Annotated in this window: 15 protein-coding genes; 9 read left to right on the top strand and 6 right to left on the bottom strand. The window is 60.1% G+C overall.

The window, feature by feature from the left end; all coding sequences use genetic code 11:
- Nucleotides 1–10 precede the first annotated feature (10 nt).
- Complete coding sequence (locus tag HX793_RS12805) at nt 11–1,363, top strand: Nramp family divalent metal transporter (protein WP_016975835.1); 1,353 nt, start codon at nt 11–13, stop codon at nt 1,361–1,363.
- 11 nt (nt 1,364–1,374) lie between these two features.
- On the opposite strand, the gene tcdA is transcribed toward HX793_RS12805, so the two are convergent.
- On the bottom strand, nt 1,375–2,184 hold the full coding sequence (gene tcdA, locus HX793_RS12800; RefSeq protein WP_016975834.1) for a tRNA cyclic N6-threonylcarbamoyladenosine(37) synthase TcdA: 810 nt from the start codon (nt 2,182–2,184) through the stop codon (nt 1,375–1,377).
- A gap of 218 nt (nt 2,185–2,402) precedes the next feature.
- On the opposite strand from tcdA, the gene HX793_RS12795 reads away from it, so the two are divergent.
- The 4 genes from HX793_RS12795 to HX793_RS12780 all read left to right on the top strand — a co-directional run bounded on the left by HX793_RS12795 (nt 2,403) and on the right by HX793_RS12780 (nt 7,615).
- Complete coding sequence (locus tag HX793_RS12795; RefSeq protein ID WP_033902802.1) at nt 2,403–4,994, top strand: glycosyltransferase; 2,592 nt, start codon at nt 2,403–2,405, stop codon at nt 4,992–4,994.
- Nucleotides 4,995–5,222: 228 nt separating this feature from the next.
- Nucleotides 5,223–6,374: a succinyl-diaminopimelate desuccinylase gene (gene dapE, locus HX793_RS12790; RefSeq protein ID WP_016975832.1), complete on the top strand. Its 1,152-nt coding sequence runs from the start codon at nt 5,223–5,225 to the stop codon at nt 6,372–6,374.
- Entirely contained in the window at nt 6,374–7,183 is an 810-nt protein-coding gene (locus tag HX793_RS12785) for a putative RNA methyltransferase (protein ID WP_016975831.1), read from the top strand. The genes dapE and HX793_RS12785 overlap by 1 nt, the downstream gene beginning before the upstream one ends.
- Before the next feature lie 54 nt (nt 7,184–7,237).
- Nucleotides 7,238–7,615 (top strand): hypothetical protein, encoded by a 378-nt coding sequence (locus tag HX793_RS12780; protein ID WP_016975830.1) that lies wholly within the window; start codon nt 7,238–7,240, stop codon nt 7,613–7,615.
- 110 nt (nt 7,616–7,725) lie between these two features.
- Here the strand turns inward: HX793_RS12780 and HX793_RS12775 are convergent, their stop codons facing one another.
- Nucleotides 7,726–7,935 carry a cold-shock protein gene (locus tag HX793_RS12775; RefSeq protein ID WP_003219353.1) on the bottom strand — a complete coding sequence of 70 codons (210 nt, stop codon included), beginning with the start codon at nt 7,933–7,935 and terminating at the stop codon, nt 7,726–7,728.
- 182 nt (nt 7,936–8,117) lie between these two features.
- Here HX793_RS12775 and plsB point away from each other — a divergent pair, with 182 nt between their 5' ends.
- From plsB to HX793_RS12760, 3 genes are read left to right on the top strand one after another with little or no spacing between them, the layout of a single operon-like run.
- Nucleotides 8,118–10,637 (top strand): glycerol-3-phosphate 1-O-acyltransferase PlsB, encoded by a 2,520-nt coding sequence (plsB, locus tag HX793_RS12770; RefSeq protein WP_177050808.1) that lies wholly within the window; start codon nt 8,118–8,120, stop codon nt 10,635–10,637.
- Between the two features lie 51 nt (nt 10,638–10,688).
- Nucleotides 10,689–11,090, top strand: coding sequence for a YbaY family lipoprotein (locus tag HX793_RS12765; protein ID WP_177096381.1), 402 nt, complete (start codon nt 10,689–10,691; stop codon nt 11,088–11,090).
- Between the two features lie 40 nt (nt 11,091–11,130).
- Nucleotides 11,131–11,820: a DUF4197 domain-containing protein gene (locus HX793_RS12760; protein WP_010212601.1), complete on the top strand. Its 690-nt coding sequence runs from the start codon at nt 11,131–11,133 to the stop codon at nt 11,818–11,820.
- A 484-nt stretch (nt 11,821–12,304) separates the two neighbouring features.
- Here the strand turns inward: HX793_RS12760 and HX793_RS12755 are convergent, their stop codons facing one another.
- Genes HX793_RS12755 through HX793_RS12740 form a run of 4 tightly spaced genes read right to left on the bottom strand, consistent with a single transcriptional unit; the run spans nt 12,305 to nt 15,712 of the window.
- Nucleotides 12,305–12,898, bottom strand: coding sequence for a LysE family translocator (locus HX793_RS12755; protein ID WP_177096380.1), 594 nt, complete (start codon nt 12,896–12,898; stop codon nt 12,305–12,307).
- A 49-nt stretch (nt 12,899–12,947) separates the two neighbouring features.
- A complete protein-coding gene (locus HX793_RS12750) occupies nt 12,948–13,565 on the bottom strand; it encodes a LysE family translocator (protein ID WP_016975825.1) in 618 nt (205 codons plus the stop codon).
- A gap of 33 nt (nt 13,566–13,598) precedes the next feature.
- Nucleotides 13,599–14,915 carry a serine hydroxymethyltransferase gene (glyA, locus tag HX793_RS12745; RefSeq protein ID WP_256348260.1) on the bottom strand — a complete coding sequence of 439 codons (1,317 nt, stop codon included), beginning with the start codon at nt 14,913–14,915 and terminating at the stop codon, nt 13,599–13,601.
- A gap of 32 nt (nt 14,916–14,947) precedes the next feature.
- Entirely contained in the window at nt 14,948–15,712 is a 765-nt protein-coding gene (locus tag HX793_RS12740; RefSeq protein WP_177050793.1) for a HalD/BesD family halogenase, read from the bottom strand.
- A 166-nt stretch (nt 15,713–15,878) separates the two neighbouring features.
- On the opposite strand from HX793_RS12740, the gene HX793_RS12735 reads away from it, so the two are divergent.
- Nucleotides 15,879–16,334, top strand: coding sequence for an Lrp/AsnC family transcriptional regulator (locus HX793_RS12735; protein ID WP_016975822.1), 456 nt, complete (start codon nt 15,879–15,881; stop codon nt 16,332–16,334).
- Nucleotides 16,335–16,381: the final 47 nt, after the last annotated feature.

Here is a 16,381-nt window from a genome sequence, read left to right as displayed (position 1 = left end):
GAGTTGTGCCATGTCCAAGCCTGTGCTCCCTTCTACCCCTGCTGCCTGGCGATTTGCCGACGCCTCGCATCGCCAGCCAAGCCTGTCCGAAGTCAATGCAAGTGTGAATGTTCCCGCGACGGGCACTTGGCTACGCCGCTTGCTGGCGTTTTCCGGGCCGGGCTACATGGTATCGGTCGGCTACATGGACCCCGGCAACTGGGCGACCGATCTGGCCGGTGGCGCGCAATTTGGCTACACGCTACTGTGCGTCATCCTGCTGTCAAACCTGATGGCCATCTTGCTGCAAGCATTGTCGGCACGCCTGGGCATCGCCACCGGGCGCGACCTGGCGCAGGCTTGCCGCGATCATTACCCGCGTCCGGTCAGCTTCGCCCTTTGGGTCATCTGCGAACTGGCGATCATCGCCTGCGACCTGGCCGAAGTCATCGGCACCGCCATCGCCCTGAAACTGCTGTTTGGCATTCCGCTGATGGGCGGCGTGCTGCTGACCACGCTGGACGTCTTCCTGCTGCTGCTTTTAATGAACAAGGGCTTCCGCTTCCTGGAAGCCTTTGTGATTGCCCTGTTGATCGTCATCGGCACCTGCTTTGCAGTGCAGGTCGCCGCCGCCGCGCCGCCAATCGCTGCGATTATCAACGGCTTTATTCCATCCACTGAAGTGGTGACCAACCCGGCCATGCTCTACATCGCCATCGGCATCCTCGGGGCGACGGTCATGCCGCATAACCTGTACCTGCACTCCTCGATCGTGCAAACCCGCAATTACCCACGCGACAACCCCGGCAAACGCGACGCCATCAAGTGGGCGACGACCGACAGCAGCATCGCGCTGATGCTGGCGCTGTTTATCAACGCGGCGATTCTGATTGTCGGGGCAGCTGCGTTTCACACCAGCGGGCACACGGATGTGGCTGAAATCGAACAGGCCTTTGAACTGCTTTCGCCGCTGTTGGGTTTAAGCATTGCGTCGACGCTATTCGCAGTGGCCCTGCTGGCATCGGGCGTCAACTCCACGGTGACAGCGACGCTGGCCGGGCAGATCGTGATGGAAGGCTTCCTGCGCCTGCGCTTGCCGCACTGGATGCGCCGCCTGCTGACACGGGGTCTGGCGGTGATTCCGGTGATTATCGTCACTGCGCTGTATGGCGAGAAAGGCACGGCACAGTTATTGATCTTCAGCCAAGTGGTGCTGTCGATGCAGTTGCCCTTCGCGGCGATTCCGCTGGTGCGGTTCGTCACCGACCGGCGCAAGATGGGCGAGTTTGTGGTGTCCACCTGGGTCGCCGTGCTGGCGTGGGCAGTCACCGCCGTGATCGTGGTACTGAACCTCAAGCTGCTGTACGACTTTGCGCTAGCCTGAAGCCCAACCCGTCAGGCGTTTTTGACCCGCTCTGAAGGCCGGCGCACGCCGGCCACAATCTTATCCACCGCCTTGGTGGCCGCCACCATGCCGAACGTGGCCGTCACCATCATCACCGCACCAAAGCCGCCCGCGCAGTCCAGCTTCACGCCATCCCCGACAAAACTCTTCTGCAAACAAATGCTGCCGTCCGGCTTGGGATAGCGCAGCTGTTCGGTGGAAAACACACACGGCACGCTGTAATGACGGGTCACGGTGCGGGAGAAGTTGTAGTCGCGGCGCAGGGTCGAGCGCACTTTCGACGCCAACGGGTCATTGAAGGTGCGGTTCAGGTCGCAGACCTGGATCAACGTCGGGTCGATCTGCCCGCCGGCGCCACCGGTGGTGATGATCTGGATCTTGCGGCGCTTGCACCAGGCGATCAGCGCGGCCTTGGCGTTGACCGCGTCGATGCAGTCGATCACGCAATCGATGTCTGGCGTGATGTATTCGGCCATGGTGTCGCGGGTCACGAAGTCCGCCACCGCATGCACCGTGCAATCCGGGTTGATACCGCGCAGGCGCTCAGCCATCACCTCGACCTTGGGCTTACCCACGGTGCTGTCCAGCGCGTGCAACTGACGGTTGCTGTTGCTGACGCAGACGTCGTCCAGGTCAAACAGCGAAATCTCGCCGACCCCGCAACGGGCGATCGCTTCCGCCGCCCACGAACCCACGCCGCCGACGCCGACGATGGCCACATGGGCCGCTTTCAAGCGTTCCAGGCCTTCTATGCCATACAAGCGGGCGACGCCTGCAAACCGCGGATCTTCTGTACTCATGACCATTACCCCAAAAACCGGCGCGCATTATAGGGCTACGCAGCGACAAGTTCGAAGCTTCAAGCTACAAGTTAAGAACTAAGATGGCCTTTCGCTGACTAATGTCCGGTTTTTCTCTGCTTGCTGTACGGTCAGGGAAGGGCCGGTGTAGGATGCGCGCCGTTCGGCGCAGGCCGACACCTCTTTTCGTTCCACACCCTTTGGAACCCGAAATAGCCATGGCATCGCGTAAATTTGGACTCAACCTGGTGATCGTGCTGGCAATCGCCGCGCTGTTCACCGGTTTCTGGGCGCTGATCAACCGCCCCGTCACCACCCCCAACTGGCCTGAACAGATCTCCGGTTTTTCCTACTCGCCGTTCCAGCAAGGCCAGTACCCGCAGAAAGACCAGTACCCGACCGACGACCAGATGCGTCGCGACCTCGAGATCATGAGCAAGCTGACGGACAACATCCGTACCTACTCGGTCGACGGTACCCTGGGGGATATCCCCAAGCTGGCGGAAGAATTCGGCCTGCGCGTGACCCTGGGGATCTGGATCAGCCCGGACCTTGAGCGCAACGAGCGCGAAATCCAGCGCGCCATCGAAATCGCCAATAGCTCGCGCAGCGTTGTGCGGGTGGTGGTCGGCAACGAGGCGCTGTTTCGTGAAGAAATCACCCCAGAAGCGCTGATCGTGCTGCTGGACCGGGTGCGCGCCGCCGTGAAAGTACCGGTGACCACGTCCGAGCAATGGCATATCTGGGAAAAGAACCCGCAACTGGCCAAGCACGTCGACCTGATCGCCGCGCACATCCTGCCGTTCTGGGAATACATCCCGATGGACAAGGCCGGCCAGTACGTACTCGACCGTGCCCGGGACCTGAAGAAACTGTTCCCGAAAAAACCGCTGCTGCTGTCGGAAGTCGGCTGGCCGAGCAACGGCCGCATGCGCGGGGGCAATGAAACATCCCCGGCCGACCAGGCGATCTACCTGCGCACGCTGGTGAACAAGCTGAACCGCCAGGGCTTCAACTACTTCGTGATCGAGGCCTTCGATCAGCCGTGGAAAGTCAGCGACGAAGGCTCGGCGGGCGCTTACTGGGGCGTGTACAACGCCGCGCGCCAGCAGAAATTCAACTTTGAAGGGCCGGTGGTCGCGATCCCGCAATGGCGCGTGCTGGCCATCGGTTCGGTGGTGCTCGCGCTGCTGTCCCTGACCCTGCTGATGATCGACGGCTCGGCCCTGCGCCAGCGTGGCCGCACCTTCCTGACCTTTATCGCGTTCCTCTGCGGTTCGGTGCTGGTGTGGATCGGCTACGACTACAGCCAGCAATACAGCACCTGGTTCAGTGTCACCGTGGGCATCCTTCTCGCCCTCGGCGCCCTGGGCGTGTTTATCGTGTTGCTGACCGAAGCCCACGAACTGGCGGAAGCGGTGTGGACCCACAAGCGCCGGCGTGAATTCCTGCCGGTTGAAGGGGACTCGGACTACCGCCCGAAAGTGTCGATCCATGTGCCGTGCTACAACGAGCCGCCGGAGATGGTCAAACAAACCCTCGACGCCCTGGCGGCACTGGATTACCCGGACTACGAAGTCCTGATCATCGACAACAACACCAAGGACCCAGCGGTATGGGAACCGGTGCGCGACTACTGCGAAACCCTGGGCCCGCGCTTCAAGTTCTTCCACGTCGCGCCCCTGGCCGGTTTCAAGGGTGGCGCGCTGAACTACCTGATCCCGCACACCGCCAAGGACGCCGAAGTGATTGCGGTGATCGACTCGGACTACTGCGTGTCACCAAACTGGCTCAAGCACATGGTGCCGCACTTCGCCGACCCGAAAATCGCCGTGGTGCAGTCGCCGCAGGATTATCGCGACCAGAACGAAAGCACCTTCAAGAAGCTTTGCTACGCGGAATACAAGGGTTTCTTCCATATCGGCATGGTCACCCGCAACGACCGTGACGCGATCATCCAGCACGGCACCATGACCATGACCCGGCGCTCGGTGCTTGAAGAACTGGGCTGGGCCGACTGGTGCATCTGCGAAGATGCCGAACTGGGCCTACGCGTATTCGAGAAAGGCCTGTCGGCGGCGTATTACCACGACAGCTACGGCAAGGGCTTGATGCCGGATACCTTCATCGACTTCAAGAAACAGCGTTTCCGCTGGGCCTACGGCGCGATCCAGATCATCAAGCGTCACACCGCAAGCCTCTTGCGCGGCAAGGACACCGAGTTGACCCGTGGCCAGCGTTACCACTTCCTCGCGGGCTGGTTGCCGTGGGTGGCGGATGGCATGAACATCTTCTTCACCGTCGGCGCGTTGTTGTGGTCGGCGGCGATGATCATCGTGCCGACGCGGGTTGACCCGCCGCTGCTGATTTTCGCGATCCCGCCGTTGGCGTTGTTTGTGTTCAAGGTGGGCAAGATCATCTTCCTCTACCGTCGTGCGGTAGGCGTGAACTTGAAGGATGCATTCTGTGCGGCCCTGGCCGGGCTGGCGTTGTCACACACCATTGCCAAGGCGGTGCTGTATGGCTTCTTCACCACCAGCATTCCGTTCTTCCGTACCCCGAAAAACGCGGATAACCACGGTTTCTGGGTGGCGATTTCCGAAGCGCGTGAAGAAATGTTCATCATGCTGCTGTTGTGGGGCGCGGCGCTGGGGATTTACCTGGTGCAAGGCCTGCCGAGCAATGACATCCGCTTCTGGGTGGTGATGTTGCTGGTGCAGTCGCTGCCGTATGTGGCGGCACTGATCATGGCGTTCCTGTCTTCGCTGCCCAAACCTGCGGCGGCGCCGGAACCCGCGCCAGCGGCGTAAAAACTTGCTCAATGCACTAAACGGCGGCCTCTGGCCGCCGTTTTGCTATAAGATAACGGCCGTTTTGCACGCCTTGCTTTAACTGTAGGAGCTGGCTTGCCAGCGATGGACGTCAACGATGACGCGCTCTGTCTGAAAGAGGCGCGCTGCCCTTGCGAACATCGCCGGCAAGCCGGCTCCTACAGTAGAACGTTGCCGCCCCATAATATGCTTCCCGGAGTCCCCCCCATGACGGCCCATGCCGACCTTTCGCCGACCCTTCAACTTGCCATCGACCTGATCCGTCGCCCATCGGTCACGCCGATTGACGCCGATTGCCAGAAGCTGATGATGCAGCGCCTGGGCGACGCCGGTTTTGCGCTTGAGCCAATGCGCATCGAAGACGTGGACAACTTCTGGGCCACCCACGGCAAGCACGAAGGCCCGGTGCTGTGCTTTGCCGGCCACACCGACGTGGTGCCGACCGGCCCGGTGCAGGCCTGGCAGAACGACCCGTTCGACGCGTTGATCGATGAAAACGGCATGCTCTGCGGGCGTGGCGCAGCAGACATGAAAGGCAGCCTGGCGGCGATGCTGGTGGCGTCGGAGCGTTTTGTCGCCGACTACCCGGACCATAAGGGCTCGGTAGCCTTCCTGATCACCAGCGATGAAGAAGGCCCGGCGCACCATGGCACCAAAGCCGTGATCGAACGCCTGGCCGCGCGCAAGGAGCGCCTGGACTGGTGCATCGTCGGCGAACCCTCGAGCACCACGCTGGTGGGCGATGTGGTCAAGAACGGCCGTCGCGGCTCCCTCGGCGCCACCCTGACCGTACGCGGCGTGCAAGGCCACGTGGCCTACCCGCACCTGGCGAAGAACCCGATCCACCTGGCTGCGCCAGCCCTGGCCGAATTGGCTGCCGAGCATTGGGACGACGGCAACACCTTCTTCCCGCCGACCAGCTTCCAGATCTCCAACCTCAATTCCGGCACCGGCGCGACCAACGTGATTCCGGGTGACCTGACGGCGGTGTTCAACTTCCGCTTCTCCACCGAGTCCACCGTTGAAGGCCTGCAGCAGCGCGTTGCGGCGATCCTCGATAAACATGGCCTGGACTGGCACGTGGAGTGGGCGCTGTCGGGCCTGCCGTTCCTCACCGAACCGGGCGCGTTGCTGGATGCGGTGTCGGCCAGCATCAAGGCGATCACCGGGCGTGAGACCAAGGCGTCCACCAGTGGCGGTACCTCGGATGGGCGTTTCATCGCCACCCTCGGCACCCAGGTGGTCGAGCTGGGCCCGGTCAACGCGACGATCCACCAGGTCAACGAGCGCATCCTCGCCAGTGACCTTGATGTGCTGACCGAAATCTACTACCAGACCCTGATCAAGTTGCTCGCCTGATGCTCGCTTGCCCCCTTTGCAGCGCCCCGCTGAACGCGGTGGACAATGGCGTGGCGTGCCCGGCCGGACACCGTTTCGACCGTGCGCGCCAGGGTTACCTGAACCTGTTGCCGGTGCAGCACAAGAACAGCCGCGATCCCGGTGATAACCTCGCCATGGTCGAGGCCCGTCGTGACTTTCTCAACGCTGGGCATTACGCCCCGGTGGCCAAGCGCCTGGCCGAGCTGGCCGCCGAGCGCGCACCGCAGCGCTGGGTGGACATCGGTTGCGGCGAGGGTTACTACACGGCGCAAATCGCCGACGCCCTGCCCCATGCCGACGGCTACGCACTGGATATCTCCAAGGAAGCGGTCAAGCGGGCGTGCAAGCGCACCCCGTCGCTGACCTGGTTGATCGCCAGCATGGCCCGTGTGCCGTTGGCGTCAGGCAGCTGCCAGTTTCTCGCCAGTGTATTCAGCCCATTGGACTGGGAAGAGGCCAAGCGCCTGCTCAGCCCAGGCGGCGGCCTGATGAAGGTTGGCCCGACCAGCGGCCACCTGATGGAGCTGCGCGAACGCCTGTACGACGAAGTGCGCGAGTACACCGACGACAAGCACCTGGCCCTGGTGCCGGACGGCATGAGCCTGGCGCACAGCGAGACGTTGGAATTCACCCTGAGCCTGTCCGAGCCCAAGGACCGTGCCAACCTGCTGGCGATGACGCCCCACGGCTGGCGTGCCAGCGCCGAGCGTCGCGCACAGGTGATCGAAGCGGCCGAGCCGCTGGTGGTCACTGTATCGATGCGCTACGACTATTTCGTGCTTCAATAACTGACTTTCCAGCATCCGCGAATGGATTTTCGAATCCCGCAACGAGGAACATCCATGCGCCAACCCGATATCGAGATTTACCTGAAGGACGCCGACGTCGACCACAAGGCCATCGCCGCCTGGCTGGGCGCCGCCCTGGGCCCGTGCTCCGACTGGGTCCAGAAAGGTCAGACCTACAAATGCAAAGCCGGCAATGTGCCCATCACTTGGTTGCCCAAAGCCGTCGGCAAATGGAACAGCCTGTACCTGGAAAGCGACCAGACCCCATGGGACGACGACATCGCCTGCGCCCGCGCTGCGTTTGCTGCGCTGAATGTGGAAGTGCGTTGTGCGCCGGGGACTTGGGTTGAAGAGGAAGGTGAGGAAAGTGCTGATACCTGGATTCGCATCAGCGAAGACGGTGAAGAGCAGATCACCTGGAAAACAGCATGAATATGTAGGAGCGAGCTTGCTCGCGAAAAACTTCAGGACACCGCGTTCATCCAGGACGAACGCGTTATCGTTGGCGATCTTCGCGAGCAAGCTCGCTCCTACATACGGCCTTACAGGCCGACCACATCCTCCGCCTGCAACCCCTTCTCGCCGGTCACCACGGCGTATTCCACTTGCTGGCCCTCGGCCAGCGAGCGGTGGCCTTCACCGCGAATGGCGCGGTAGTGCACAAACACGTCCTTGCCGTCTTCGCGCTGGATAAACCCATAGCCCTTTGCATCGTTGAACCACTTCACATTGCCGGTTTCACGCGTTGCCATCTGTCTTACTCCCACATGCATTTTTATTGTTGAGTCGCTCGCATTGAACTGCCGAGTATAAGACAGGCTCAAAAACGATCAACTCAAGTTTACATCGCTGCTTTTTTGCCGATTTTCGGCGAATACGGCACACTACCCGCCCGAGCGCCTGCTCGGTTTTTTCCACTTGAAGCAGCACGCCTATGACCCGCTCCCCGTTCCGCCGTCTAGTGTTCGGCACCTTGCGCCGACTGTTGTACCTCTGGGTTCGCTCGGAGACGATCAACCAGTCGTCCCTGACCCTCAACCTGGACCGCAGCCGGCCGGTGTTCTACGTCCTGCAATCGCCTTCACTCACCGAATTGGCCGTGGTCGACGCCGAGTGCACCAAAGCCGGCTTGCCGCGCCCGGTGCTGCCGGTATCGGTCGGCCCGTTGATGGAGCCGGCGGCGTTCTTCTACCTCACGCCGGAACCGGACTGGCTCGGTCGCCAGGACAAGCGCGGCGCGCCGCCCACACTGACCCGTCTGGTCAACACCCTCACCGAACACGCCGAAGAGAATGCACAAATCATTCCGGTCAGTGTGTTCTGGGGCCAGTCTCCCGAGAGCGAGTCCAGTCCGTGGAAGCTGTTGTTCGCCGACAGCTGGGCAGTCACCGGGCGTCTACGCCGCCTGTTAAGCATCCTGATCCTCGGTCGCAAGACCCGCGTGCAATTCTCTGCGCCTATCAACCTGCGTGAATTGATCGAGCACAATAAAGGTCACGAACGTACCGTGCGCATGGCTCAACGCATCCTGCGCGTGCACTTTCGTAACCTGAAGACGGCGGTGATCGGTCCCGATTTGTCCCACCGGCGCAACCTGGTGAAGGGCCTGGTCAACATGCCGCTGGTGCGCCAGGCCATTGCCGATGAAGCCGAGCGGGAGAAGATCAGCCCGGAAAAAGCCAAGGCCCAGGCCCTGCGCTACGGCAACGAGATCGCCTCGGACTACACCTACACGGCGATCCGCTTCCTCGAAGTGGTGTTGAGCTGGTTCTGGAACAAGATCTACGACGGCATCAAGGTCAATAATATCGAAGGTGTGCAAAAGGTTGCCCAGGGTTACGAGGTCATCTATGTGCCTTGCCACCGCAGCCACATTGACTACCTGTTGCTGTCCTACCTGCTGTTCAAGAACGGCCTGACCCCGCCGCACATCGCCGCCGGGATCAACCTGAACATGCCGGTGATCGGCAGCCTGCTGCGCCGTGGCGGTGCGTTTTTCATGCGCCGCACCTTCAAGGGCAACCCGCTGTACACCTCGGTGTTCAACGAATATCTGCACACCCTGTTCACCAAGGGCTTCCCGGTGGAGTACTTCGTCGAGGGCGGTCGCTCGCGCACCGGGCGCATGTTGCAGCCAAAGACCGGGATGCTGGCAATCACCCTGCGCAGCTTCTTGCGCTCTTCGCGCATGCCGATCGTGTTTGTGCCGGTGTATATCGGCTATGAGCGCGTACTCGAAGGCCGCACCTACCTAGGGGAGTTGCGCGGCGCGAGCAAGAAGAAAGAGTCGATCTTCGATATTTTCAAAGTGGTCGGCGCGCTCAAGCAGCGCTTTGGCCAGGTCGCGGTGAACTTTGGCGAGCCGATCAAGCTGGCCGAATTCCTCGACAGCGAGCAACCGGACTGGCGTGCCCAGGAACTGGGTCCGAACTACAAGCCGGCCTGGCTCAACGAAACCACCAACCGCCTCGGCGAACAGGTGGCACGCCACTTGAACGAAGCCGCTGCGGTCAACCCAGTAAACCTCGTGGCCCTGGCACTGCTGTCCACCACCCGCCTGGCCCTGGACGAACAAGCCATGGCGCGCCAGTTGGACCTGTACCTGGCGTTGCTGCGCCGCGTGCCCTACTCGCCTCACACCACCTTGCCCGAAGGCGATGGCCTGGCGCTGATCAAGCATGTGAAGGACATGGACCTGCTGTCGGAGCAGAGTGATGCCCTAGGCAAGATTCTGTACCTGGACGAGCAGAACGCCGTCCTGATGACTTACTACCGCAACAACGTTTTGCACATCTTTGCCCTGCCGGCGCTGCTGGCGAGTTTCTTCCAGAGCAGCTCGCGGATGAGCCGCGAGCAGATCCTGCGTTACACCCACGCGCTGTACCCGTACCTGCAATCGGAACTGTTCATTCGTTGGTCGCTGGAAGAACTGGACACGGTGATCGACCAATGGCTGGAGGCTTTTGTCGAGCAGGGCCTGCTGCGTTTCGAAAACAACGTGTACCTGCGCCCGGCGCCGAGTTCGCGGCACTTTGTGCTGCTGACCTTGCTGTCCAAGAGCATTGCCCAGACCCTGCAACGCTTCTACATGGCGATTTCGCTGCTGCTCAACAGCGGCCAGAGCAGTATCAGCGCTGAAGAACTGGAAGACCTGTGCACGATCATGGCCCAGCGCCTGTCGATCCTGCACGGCCTCAACGCCCCGGAATTCTTCGACAAGAGCCTTTTCCGACATTTCATCCAGACCTTGCTGGAGCAAGATGTGCTGCGCCGTGACGAGGCCGGCAAACTGAGTTATCACGACCTGCTCGGCGAACTGGCCGAAGGCGCGGCAAAACGCGTGCTGCCGGCGGAGATTCGCCTGTCGATCCGCCAGGTGGCGTTGCATCGCGTGGATGGCGCCGCCGAAGCATCTGTCGACTCCGAAGCCAGTGCACCTGAAGAAACCCGCTAGATTTAAAGAGGCGCCGGATGGATTCCGGTGCCGTTGAAAAGGAGCAACACCATGAAAAAAATCATCCTCCTGGGCCTGACCGCCCTGCTCGGAGCCTGCCAATCCATGAGCCCTGCCCCCAAAGCCAGCCTTGATGGCGAAGTGTTCTACCTGCAACGCATCGCCCTGCCACCGACAGCGACCTTGAGCGTCAGCCTGCAGGACGTGTCGCTGATGGACGCTCCGGCCGTAACCCTGGCCGAACAGAAAGGCCCGGTCAAAGGCCAGGTACCGCTGCCGTTTCACCTGAGCTACGACCCGACGCAAGTCAAACCTGGCCATACTTATTCGGTCAGCGCTCGCATCGAAGTGGAGGGCAAGCTACTGTTTATCACCACCGAACGGCACGCTGTGCAGCTCAATGGCCAAGACGCGCAACCCCTGCGCCTGCGGGTTGATGCTGTCGCTCACTGACAGTCTCTAGAACTTAAGCCAGATCAAAAAGGAAGCGCCCATGCTCCGTAACTCCCTTCGTTTTACTGCCCTGTGTGCCGGCCTGCTGCTCGGCGCCAACGCCATGGCCCTGGACTTGAGCAGCCTGTCCCAGGGCGACGCCAGTGGTGGCCTCAAGGATGCCCTGACCCAAGGCGCGCAGATCGCCGTGAAGCAACTGGGCGTGCCCGGGGGTTTCAGTAACAACCCTGAGGTGAAGATCGGCCTGCCTGGCAAGCTGGGAAAAGTTGCCGACAAACTGAAAATGTTCGGCATGGGTGACCAGGTGACCCAGCTGGAAACCAGCATGAACAAAGCCGCCGAAACCGCCGTGACTCAGGCCCAGCCAATCCTGGTCAATGCCGTCAAGAACATGAGCGTGACAGACGCCAAGGGCATCCTCAGCGGTGGCCAGGACTCGGCCACCCAGTACCTGAACAAAAGCAGCCGCGAACAGATCCGCGCCAAGTTCCTGCCGATCGTCAAGGCCGCTACCGATAAGGTCGGTGTGGCCCAGCAGTACAACGCTCTGGCCGGCAAGGCCGCGGCCTTTGGCGCGGTGGATGCCAAGAGCGCCAACGTTGAGAACTACGTGACCGAGCAGGCGCTGGACGGGTTGTTCAAGATGATTGCGAAGCAGGAAGAAACCATTCGTGAGAACCCGGCGGCCGCCGCGACCAGCCTGGCGAAGAAAGTCTTCGGCGCGCTGTAACGCACTCACTCGGTGCGCCCAAACCGCTCGCAACGGACTTGGGCGCAACGGTCTTACGCTAGTCCTTTAGCGATTCAACGAAAACAGCGGATACAAAGGTCGGCTCGGCAACGGCTGCTCAACGCCCATCTGTGGGTGGAGATGGTAGTCCCCGGGCCTGGCTGGTCGAGGGTGGTTGTAACCGAACTGATTCGATTGGGTGTGATGATGGCAGGGTTTTCCATACCCTGGCCTCTGAGGTGTAGCCGGCTCATAGCCTTTGCGAGGCAGTTGACTGCCCACCAAAGCACCGAGAAACGCACCTTTGAACGCTGCAATCGCACTAAAAAACGACATGTGACACTCCATAAACTCATTGAAAGAACCTGGCCGCCAACAAGCAAAGCCAGAATCTGCGCCTGTCCATCAGGCAAGTCTGAGTGGAATGCCATGGATGCAACGTTCCCTGATCCTGGAGCGTCGTTTGCATCGGCATGTGTATGCCTCAGTGAAGGACCGAGTCAGCCAGCCGTCCCATCATGATCGTAGCGAAGCAGCCAATAGCCACGGACGTCGCCCGATTGATCTTCAACGGTGTCAGCCAGGCCTTTTGAATCCCTTCGAAACGACTGCCCAGCACGATCCAGGCAGACCCTACCGGTATCACCACCAGCGCCAGCGTGATCATGAAGCCGACATAGTCGGGCAACGTGGCAAAAGTGCCGACCGGCGCGATAAACGACACGATCAGCAGGCCCTTGGGGTTCAAGACCGTCAGCCAGAAGAAATAGGGCCCGGAGAAACGGTCGCGGGTCGGGCCGTCCGTGCTGTTCTTGTGCTGCCACAAGGTGTAGGCAAGTCGCAGCAGATAGCAGACTGCCGCCAACTGCGCGACCTTCACCGTCCACGGTGACCAAGCCGACAGATAGAACAACGCCACGCCCCAGACCGACACCTGAAGCAAATAAGCCAGGCATTCGATAAAAGCCATACGCCATGAAGCCCAGAAGCCAAAAAGCACCCCTGCACGCATTAACAAGGTGTTGGTCGGTCCAGGCACGACCAGTAACAACACCAGTGCAGAAACGGTCCCAAACATTAAGATTATCCTCGGGCGAAAATGATCGAACGCCTTTGCACCGATAGCGCTACCGCGCCAGCGTCAACGACCAGGCAACCGTCGCTACCATCAAAATCGCGAAGCTTACGTTAAGTCGCCGGCTCCAGGTCGGATGGATGAACAACCTGCGCATCCGGCTGCCGGCAAACAGCCACAAAAAATCGAACACCACACACACCAACAGGCAGATCAACGCCTTTGTACCCTGCTCCCACGCAGGCGCCGTGCCCAAGGTGAAACTGCCCAACAATGCAGCGAACGCCGCATACGCCTTGATATTCGCAACACCTAGCACAAAGCCGGCGCCCCAGCCCGGCGTGACTGCGGACTGCACCTGCTCGATCGGCGGCGCAGTACCAATGCGGTAGGCCAGCCAAAAGATATAGGCGATGGAGATGACCGTCAGCGCCGTCGCCAGCATCGGGAAACGGTGCAGCACCACATACAGGCCCGTGGCGACCAATGTCATGGCGATCACCAGTCCTAGCGTGATTCCGACAAAAAAACGCGTCGAACGCCGCATGCCATAGGCCGCCCCGCTTGCCGCCAATGCCAGCGTGGCAGGGCCTGGGCTGGCGAGCAAAGCGATAGCGGCGATAGCGAAAGCCAGCACGGCTTGGTAAATGGGCAGCAGGGTATCAGGCATACGATGCTCCTTCGCGCCAGCGCGCGTGACGACTTAGCGAGGCAATCCATTTTCGTGGCAGTAGTAAACCGTCCGGTGGTTCTTCATAAAGTCGATCACACCATTGGCAACGGCCATCGGGTCTGCCTTGCGCTGCAACACCTTGGCAATCTGCTCGGCAATCCACGCCATCTCTGGCTCTTTCATGCCCAGCCGGGTGACCTCGACGGTCCCCAGTCGAATGCCCGTTTCCTTGTAGGGATCTGTGTCCCAAGGCAATGGCATTTCATTGGCGATGAGATTGGCGGCCTCCAGGCGCTGCACCGCATCACGCCCACTGGCGAAGGGTTTTGAGTCGATTACGATCTGGTGCGTCCTTGTGTAACCCTGGTCCCGATAAAACGCGGTGACGCCTCTGCGATCCAGGTGGGTGGCCAGCGCCTGGGCATTGCTCACCACCTGCTGCATATAGGCCTGCCCGTACTCCAGCATTTCGGTGGCCGCCACGGCAAGTGCCGCGACCCGATTGATCTGATGGCTACCGGTCAGGGTCGGGAAAATGGCCTCGTGCACTGCCGGGGTCAGCGTCTCGTCATTCCACACGATCACACCGCCCTGGGGGCCACTGAAGGTCTTCCCGGAAGAGCCCGTCATCAAATCCGCCCCTTCCGCTAGCGGGTCCTGAAACAATCCGGCACTAATCAGCCCCAGTTGGTGAGCGGCGTCGAAATACACCTTGCCCCCCCACGGCGCAACGATGCCCTTGATATCGGCCACCGGTAAAGGGAAGAGGGTCAAGGTCATGCCCAGCCCAATCACCGCAGGCTCCAAGGCACGCGCAATTTCGCTGAAACGCGTGAGGTCAATGTCTGCGGTCTTGTGCACGAAGGGAATGTCCCACACCTTAAGCCCGCGGACACCGGGAGGCCCATTGGTTCGGTTACTGGTATCGCCCCCTCTGATCACCGGCACCGTCATGACATTGTCTTCGGGCCGGGCCAGCGCCGTGTACGCTGCGAGCACTGCCGCCATTCCGCCCATCAGACGATGATCGGCGTGCCGGGCGCGCAGAGTGGTTTTCAACAGTTCCACGCAGAGCGACTCCAGTTCGTCGATATTTTTCATCCCCGAGAAAAAACGGTTGTCCCGACCAATATGCCCACCCGATGCACGCGTGCCGACTTCGCTCGACAGCAGCGCACGCACCGATGGGCTTGTGGGTGACTCGGCGGCCACGAGATTGATGCACTGCTGCCCGCGCCATTGTTCATTGCGAGCGACAGCCGCCCTGACCAAATCGGCCATGGCGGCGTGTGATTGCGCTTGTTTCAGCAAGGCACTGGCGCGCTGGAGACATTGAATGTCATGCATGATCATCATCCCGTGGGTTAAACAGATGCGCTTTAGGTCAAGCTCTTGGCTGCCTCGACGTGCTGGTCCTCCCACCAGCGATCATTGCCGTGCAGGTTGCGAGAGAGGTCTTTTTCAGCAGCCCACGTCATGTTGAGGATGATCCGCGTCGCATCTTCGTTAAGCGGGATGGTGCGGTGCAGGGTGGTGTCGGTGCGCAGGAAGTAAATATCCCCCGTCACGAAGCCGTATGTCGCAATCGGGTTGCTGCACAGCAGTTCATGAATTCTCGGGTTGGACTTATCCCATGACGTATGGGGTACGCATTGCAACATCCCGCCCTTGGCGATCGGGGGTGTTTCGATAATCCAGATCAGTGCAAAGCTGTAATCCCCCCAGTGCCAACCGTGGGTATCGCCTTTGCGCTCCTGCTTGGTGATCAAATATTCCTCATCCTTGGAAACAGACGCGATAAGTTGATTTCCCGCGATCTGGGACAAGGTTTCCAGCAGTCCTTTGGACTTGGACAGCGTGTTGATCAGCGTGCTGTTTTCAGCAATGAACTCGCTGCGCACTACACTCATGTAGCGTGGCGTATTGTCGGTGGTTGCCAGGTGCAAGTCGCGACGTTCAAGCTGGCGGTCGATCAGGCTGTTGACCTCACGCGTTATCTTTTCGCGCAGGTCGTCGTCGACAATATTGCGCACTTTTATAAACCCGTTGCGGGCAAACTCATGACGCAGTGCAAATACGCTTGATTCAGGAAAGTTAGTAGCGTGATGGTCTTGCAGGCGAGCCTCATCAAGTACGTAGTTCATTTCAATCCCTCGACAAATAGATCAAGTTGAAAGAGCAACGCAGTACTGCCTACGACTGCTGGCAAAAACAATAGGCAGGGGCTTTCAAAAAAGCCATTGTTTTTTTACGGAATCGTGGTATGTAAGATTTTCATGCTATTTCATCAATGTTCGTAAGGTCCATCTAATGAAAAAGCTTACAAAGATCGATGCAAAACTAGACCCGATTGATCGCGCGCTGATTACTGCCCTTCATCACAATGCCCGCGCATCGATTCGCGCACTGAGCCGCCAGGTAGGACTGTCCGCGCCAGGCTGCAGCGAACGCCTCAAGCGCTTGGAGGTCGCGGGAGTCATCAGCGGGTTCAGCGTAGAGTTAGACGCCCAGGCACTGGGCTTTGCATTGCAAGCACTGGTAAGGGTTAAACCCTTGACGGGAAACTTTCAGGTGGTGGAGCAGTTACTTGCGCAAATGACTGAGTGTGTTGTGTGCTACAAAATCACCGGGGAGGACAGTTTTGTGTGCCACTTATATACGAACTCCGTCACCCATCTGGACCACACACTGCAGCGCATTACACCACTGGCCGACACCAACACTTCAATTATAAAAACCGTAGAAAAAAAACTTCCCGCACTCTAATTAAATCGGTGGGAGACACGTAGACTGCAACAGCAGTCATCCGGTGT

Origin of the sequence: Pseudomonas reactans, from assembly GCF_013387025.1 — a bacterium.
Taxonomy (GTDB): domain Bacteria; phylum Pseudomonadota; class Gammaproteobacteria; order Pseudomonadales; family Pseudomonadaceae; genus Aquipseudomonas; species Aquipseudomonas reactans.
Note: the sequence above shows the minus strand (reverse complement) of the source record. Positions and strands in the feature narration are given on the sequence as shown.

Excerpts from the sequence above, each read along its gene's own strand:
- HX793_RS12805 (WP_016975835.1), top strand. The coding sequence starts at position 11 with ATGTCCAAGCCTGTGCTCCCTTCTACCCCTGCTGCCTGGCGATTTGCC.
- tcdA (WP_016975834.1), bottom strand. The coding sequence starts at position 2,184 with ATGAGTACAGAAGATCCGCGGTTTGCAGGCGTCGCCCGCTTGTATGGC.
- HX793_RS12795 (WP_033902802.1), top strand. The coding sequence starts at position 2,403 with ATGGCATCGCGTAAATTTGGACTCAACCTGGTGATCGTGCTGGCAATC.
- dapE (WP_016975832.1), top strand. The coding sequence starts at position 5,223 with ATGACGGCCCATGCCGACCTTTCGCCGACCCTTCAACTTGCCATCGAC.
- HX793_RS12785 (WP_016975831.1), top strand. The coding sequence starts at position 6,374 with ATGCTCGCTTGCCCCCTTTGCAGCGCCCCGCTGAACGCGGTGGACAAT.
- HX793_RS12780 (WP_016975830.1), top strand. The coding sequence starts at position 7,238 with ATGCGCCAACCCGATATCGAGATTTACCTGAAGGACGCCGACGTCGAC.
- HX793_RS12775 (WP_003219353.1), bottom strand. The coding sequence starts at position 7,935 with ATGGCAACGCGTGAAACCGGCAATGTGAAGTGGTTCAACGATGCAAAG.
- plsB (WP_177050808.1), top strand. The coding sequence starts at position 8,118 with ATGACCCGCTCCCCGTTCCGCCGTCTAGTGTTCGGCACCTTGCGCCGA.
- HX793_RS12765 (WP_177096381.1), top strand. The coding sequence starts at position 10,689 with ATGAAAAAAATCATCCTCCTGGGCCTGACCGCCCTGCTCGGAGCCTGC.
- HX793_RS12760 (WP_010212601.1), top strand. The coding sequence starts at position 11,131 with ATGCTCCGTAACTCCCTTCGTTTTACTGCCCTGTGTGCCGGCCTGCTG.
- HX793_RS12755 (WP_177096380.1), bottom strand. The coding sequence starts at position 12,898 with ATGTTTGGGACCGTTTCTGCACTGGTGTTGTTACTGGTCGTGCCTGGA.
- HX793_RS12750 (WP_016975825.1), bottom strand. The coding sequence starts at position 13,565 with ATGCCTGATACCCTGCTGCCCATTTACCAAGCCGTGCTGGCTTTCGCT.
- glyA (WP_256348260.1), bottom strand. The coding sequence starts at position 14,915 with ATGCATGACATTCAATGTCTCCAGCGCGCCAGTGCCTTGCTGAAACAA.
- HX793_RS12740 (WP_177050793.1), bottom strand. The coding sequence starts at position 15,712 with ATGAACTACGTACTTGATGAGGCTCGCCTGCAAGACCATCACGCTACT.
- HX793_RS12735 (WP_016975822.1), top strand. The coding sequence starts at position 15,879 with ATGAAAAAGCTTACAAAGATCGATGCAAAACTAGACCCGATTGATCGC.